Origin of the sequence: Mangrovicoccus sp. HB161399, from assembly GCF_013184745.1 — a bacterium.
Classification (GTDB): Bacteria; Pseudomonadota; Alphaproteobacteria; order Rhodobacterales; family Rhodobacteraceae; genus Mangrovicoccus.
Window position 1 is genome coordinate 1 of record NZ_JAATVU010000158.1, and the last position, 4,834, is coordinate 4,834.

General features: G+C 62.0%; 5 protein-coding genes and 2 pseudogenes. 2 read left to right on the forward strand and 5 right to left on the reverse strand.

Annotation, left to right across the window (positions count from 1 at the left end):
* Positions 1–43: 43 nt before the first annotated feature.
* The 4 genes and pseudogenes from HCC78_RS31485 to HCC78_RS31505 all read right to left on the reverse strand — a co-directional run bounded on the left by HCC78_RS31485 (position 44) and on the right by HCC78_RS31505 (position 2,941).
* Positions 44–640, reverse strand: coding sequence for an IS3 family transposase (locus HCC78_RS31485; protein ID WP_371743966.1), 597 nt, complete (start codon positions 638–640; stop codon positions 44–46).
* Between the two features lie 95 nt (positions 641–735).
* Positions 736–972, reverse strand: a complete 237-nt coding sequence (locus HCC78_RS31490) for a transposase (protein WP_216671396.1) — start codon at positions 970–972, stop codon at positions 736–738.
* Positions 973–1,268: 296 nt separating this feature from the next.
* Positions 1,269–1,506 (reverse strand): annotated as a pseudogene (locus HCC78_RS31500) (IS110 family transposase); the annotation flags it as partial.
* A 321-nt stretch (positions 1,507–1,827) separates the two neighbouring features.
* A pseudogene (locus tag HCC78_RS31505) lies at positions 1,828–2,941 on the reverse strand (IS110 family transposase).
* Between the two features lie 216 nt (positions 2,942–3,157).
* On the opposite strand from HCC78_RS31505, the gene HCC78_RS31510 reads away from it, so the two are divergent.
* Positions 3,158–3,892 carry a sugar transferase gene (locus HCC78_RS31510; RefSeq protein WP_172332659.1) on the forward strand — a complete coding sequence of 245 codons (735 nt, stop codon included), beginning with the start codon at positions 3,158–3,160 and terminating at the stop codon, positions 3,890–3,892.
* 385 nt (positions 3,893–4,277) lie between these two features.
* Here HCC78_RS31510 and HCC78_RS31515 read toward each other — a convergent pair whose 3' ends face one another.
* Entirely contained in the window at positions 4,278–4,571 is a 294-nt protein-coding gene (locus tag HCC78_RS31515; RefSeq protein ID WP_172332660.1) for a transposase, read from the reverse strand.
* Between the two features lie 79 nt (positions 4,572–4,650).
* Here HCC78_RS31515 and HCC78_RS31520 point away from each other — a divergent pair.
* Positions 4,651–4,834: transposase (locus HCC78_RS31520; protein WP_371743772.1), on the forward strand; the 184-nt coding region annotated here is incomplete at its 3' end.

The following is a 4,834-nucleotide window of genomic DNA, read 5'->3' on the forward strand; positions in this document are numbered from 1 at the left end:
AACAGGCCTGACACAAGACCGCGCTCGATCACATGCTCAAGGGTCAAAAACTTCTTGCATCACGGGCGGCAACCACACAAGGCGTATCGTTCCTTTTGGAAGTTCTGGCAGGCTTCGATCCGCGGTCGGTGTGGAACACGCAGCCGGGCAAGGGACGCCGCTCCGCGATCGCGTTGCGAAGCGCCTTGGCCGCCAGGCGGGCGTCGATGCTGCGGCCGATTGCGAAGCCGACGACACGGCGCGACCAGGCGTCCAGGATCAGCGCGGCATAGACGAAGCCTCCGGCAATGGTGATGTAAGTCAGGTCAGCGACCCAGAGCTGGTCCGGGCCGTGAACCTCGAACTCCTTGGCGATGAACGGAAAGATCGGGCCGCCATGGTCGCTGTCGGTTGTGCGGGTGGTGCGACGCCTCCGCCGCGGGTTCAGGCCGTTCTCCCTCATCAGGCGCCGGACCTTTTTCGAATTCACGACCATGCCCCGATGCCGGAGCTCGGCATCGACCCGGCGGTAGCCATAGCCCTCGAACTCGTCGCTAATCGCCCTGATTTCATCAATGATGACGGTGTCTCCGGGCCTGGGGCCGGGATCGGCATAGAAGCTGGACCTCGCGACGTTCATCAACTCGCATCCCCGCCGGATCGAGAGCCCCCGGGGCCGACAGTCCTGGGTGTAGGCTCGTTTCTCGGCAAGCGTCCGGAGCGTTGACCCCCCTTTAGAAACTCGATCTCAAGCGCCTAGCGCCCGGCAAGCCGCTCCAGCGCAACGATCCGGGCTTCGTATTCGGCCATCAGCTCGGCCGCCGCCACGTCTTCGTCGAGCGCGCCTGCTTCCGCTTTTTCGATCCAGACACGGATCAGGTTGCGCGACAGGTCGTGGCGGCGGCCGAGCGCGTGGAGCGTCTCGCCGCCCTGAAACTCGGCGACGACCTGGCGCTTGAATTCGGTACTATGGCTTCGGTGGCGTCTGGGCATAGGCTTTCTTCCTCTGAAAGCCCGCAGGGGGTCAATTCAACCGGCCAACCTGGTCCACCCGCAGGGGCGCACTCCACCTGATGCCGCGACATCTTCGAGCCGAGAGGCGCGGCAAGGGCCGTCATCAGCCAGGTTGACCGGCTCAATTCCAAAGAAACGAAAATCGCGGCGAATTCGGGCGAGGCAATCGCGGTTGAGGTGCTGATCTCGGTCGTCGGCATGGCAATGATCTCCGTGGGGTGGGTGGCGCCCCGACTCTTCCAGACCGAAGGGCGCTGGTCTCCTCCTCATGGGATCTTCACATGGGCGGGCGGGACGAGCCTGATGTCATGGCCTGGACAGTTCGCGGCCCCGGAAATGCGCGCCGCCACACGCCTCCATTGCCACCAGGCAGGACGGCAGCTTCGCGAAGAACTCCAGCACATCGGCCCTTCGGAGCTTCCTGCGCAGGACTGCAGCGCCCCTAGTGTCAGCGCCATGGACTTGGAACACATTCTTCGCCAGATCGAGCTCGACCGTGATAATCTCCGACATGACCGCCTCCCAATTTGGATTGTTGCGATCCCACCTTGGCACAGTGATGCCGTCGGGGGGGCGGTTACATCATGTGTGGGTAGCCCCGGTTTCAGCGGGCGCACGCCTCGGCTGGCATCATGCGATCGAAGGCGTCCATGTGTCAGGCCTTTTCCGGGAGCACGTCCCCCTGGCCGGTATGGGATCCGCGGGTCAGGTTCAAAACATCAAGCCGAGCTCGAAGCTCATCATGTAACGCTGATTTCCCAACCCCGATCTTTCCGATCGATATCATACTCGCTTCAGCTTCTCCCGCATTTTCGAGGCAGTGCCCTGGCCGCGTCAACCCGCCAGCTGCGGACCGCCCCGAAACTCTTCATCCTTCGTCATCATCGCCCACACCGTGCGGGCCATCTTGTTGGCCAGCGCGATCGCCGCCAGCATCCGCGGCTTGCGCGCAAAGATGCGGCCGAGCCATGAACTCTCGGCGGGCGGCCGCGCCTTGGTGCTGGAAATCACCGCCATCGCGCCGGTGATCAGCAGGCGCCGGAGTTGCCGCTGGCCGCGCCACCGGTCCGAGCGGCCACCGGCAACGCTCTGCCCGGACTTGCCGGTTCGGCCCGGCCTTTGCTTTCCGCCGCTCGAATGCTGTCCCGGCAGTGCAGGCCGGAACGCGATCCGTCCGAGAGACGGACCGCACGCCGAGCCATGCCGAGAAATCGCGGCCGCGCCTGAAGGTGTCCATCGGCGGGGCGAAGGCGGCAATTGCCATCGCTGTCACCGGCCCGATCCCCGGCATCTTCCGGAGCCGGGCAGAAAGCGGAGTCCGCCTGCTTGCCGCCTGTATCTGCGCGTCGAGGTCGGAGGCCCGCTTGGACAGGCCGTCGATCTGCTCGAGGCAGAGCTGCGACATGGCCCGAACCGAGGCGGGCAAGCTCTCCGGGACGTCCTCCGCCTCCAGAGCGAGCCGCAGCTTGGCGATGTTCTCCCGGCCCTTGCCTGCAACTATCCCGAATTCCGACAGATGCCCCCGCAGGCTGTTGATCATCTGGGTTCTCTGCCAGACCAACATGTCCCGCAGCCTGAAGATCATGCCGACGCCTTGCTGCTCCGGTGACTTGATTTCCACGAAGCGCATGGTCGGACGGCTCGCCGCTTCGGCAATCGCCTCGGCATCGGCCATGTCGTTCTTCTGGGTCTTCACGAATGGTTTCACGAACTTCGGCGAAATCAGGTAGACGTCATGGCCAAGCGCCGACAGCAGCCTCGCCTAATGATGCGCCGTCCCGCAGGCTTCCATGGCGACCCGGCATCGCGGCTGGGCCTTCATGAATTCCTCGAACTGCCGACGCGACAGCTTCTTGCGGAAGACCACTTCGCCAGTTTCGGTTGCCCCGTGCAGCTGGAAGACCTGCTTGGCCAGATCCACGCCGATGATGGAGACGTCCTTCTTCATCCAAACCTCCTGATCCTATCCGGATCACCGCGGTTCACAAGTGCCGTCAGGAAGGGCTACCCAACCCATCATCAAGGCCGTGTAGTCATCAAGGCCGTGTAGTCTGAAATTCGCTGCAGACGGCCCGATGTGGGTAAAAAAGGCTTTTATTTTTTTCGAGACCATGGGAACATTATACATATTTAGAATCTCAATCTATTCCCGGGAGCGTCCATCATGCATAGGCAAGTGCCGCGCGTCGCGCCTCGAATTGAAGTTGGAGAATTTGAAGTACTGGACCGCGTTGACAACCCGGCCGAAACTGTTGACTTGGTGCGCATCAAACGCCCGCTGCACAACGCGATCAAGCGAACCCTCGATATTCTTCTTGCGTCGGCGATCCTCGCTGTCATCGCGCCCGTCTTGGTGCTTATTGCCTTGCTGGTCTGGCGTGAAGACGGTGCGCCGATCATCTACTTTCACCGCAGGATCGGGAAGAACGGAAAGGCGTTCAACTGCCTCAAGTTCCGGACGATGGTGCACGATTCCGAAGCGATCCTTCAGCGCGCACTAGCGCTCGACCTCGATCTACGCCGGGAGTGGGAGCAAAACTTCAAGCTCGAGAACGACCCGCGCATCCTGGGGTCGATCGGACTGCTGCTTCGGCGCTCTAGTCTCGACGAGTTGCCGCAGCTATTCAACGTGCTCCGCGGCGACATGAGCCTTGTGGGCCCCCGCCCAATTATCGACGACGAACTCCCGAAATACGGGCGCTTCAAGAACCACTACCTGTCGGTGAAACCCGGAATCACCGGCCCTTGGCAAGTGGGCGGCCGGTCGGACACGACCTACGAGGAACGCGTGAGGCTCGACGCTTGGTATGCGGCAAACGCCGCGACCAGTACGGATATGTCGATCCTCTTCCGTACGATAACCGCCTTCGTCACTGGTCAACTCGGCGGCGGGAGGTGAGAGTCGGCTTGCCCTACCCGCGCGGCGCGCAGCTGGTCTTCCTTCCGGCGTTTCACGTTTGCGCGTGACGTTGCCCACCAGGCCCAGAACAGCGTGACCGGGGCGGCGACGACCCAGCCGAGCAAGACCCACCATGTCAGGCTTCCACCGACGTGCAGAAAACAAGCGAAACAGACGATCTGTATGAGGATCAGCGGAGGCAAGAGGAATATCGCCTTCTTCCCAACGCGCCTTATCGTCGAACCATCATTAGAACTGTCAGAACTTCTACGCAGAGTTAGTCTCCTTCTCGGCGGCCCGGCTCCGAGTCGCGAACGCTACAACAATATCCATGCACAATAGGCAGGCATGTGTGAACCTTGAGTTAACTAGGGTCTGTTGACGTTCACCGCAGGCGAATGACGGTTGCCGCTATGGCGATGAACGCTGAGAAGCTCGTGTCGGTCTTGTAGCAGCGAGTGGCAATGCCTCTGTATTCCTTGAGCTTTCCGAAGAAATTCTCGATCAGGTGGCGCCATTTGTACGTGTCGCGGTCGAACTCTGCCGGAAAGCGCCGGTTGGATTTGGGCGGTATCACCGCCTCGACCTCGGCTTTGGCGAGGGCTTCGCGCAGCCAATTGGCGTCAAACGCCCGATCCGCCAGAAGCTTTCCACCCGTAAGCCGCGCGATCAGCGCCACGGTGCCCCCTCGTGCAGGGTTGTTGTCACCGTCCTTCGATCTGAAACTATGCAGCGAGGCGGGCGGGACAGGATGACGAGTGGCCTATTCACAGGAACGAAAGGCGGCGGTTCTCGCGAAGATGCTGCCGCCGAACAGCACCCCCTTGAACCGGCTGGCGGTTGAAGAGGGGATCTCGCGGGCAACGCTCGCCAAGTGGCGCGCGGAGGCGCGGGCGAAGGGCAAGCTGCTGCCCGAGGCTGACGCGCATGTCGAAGGCTGGA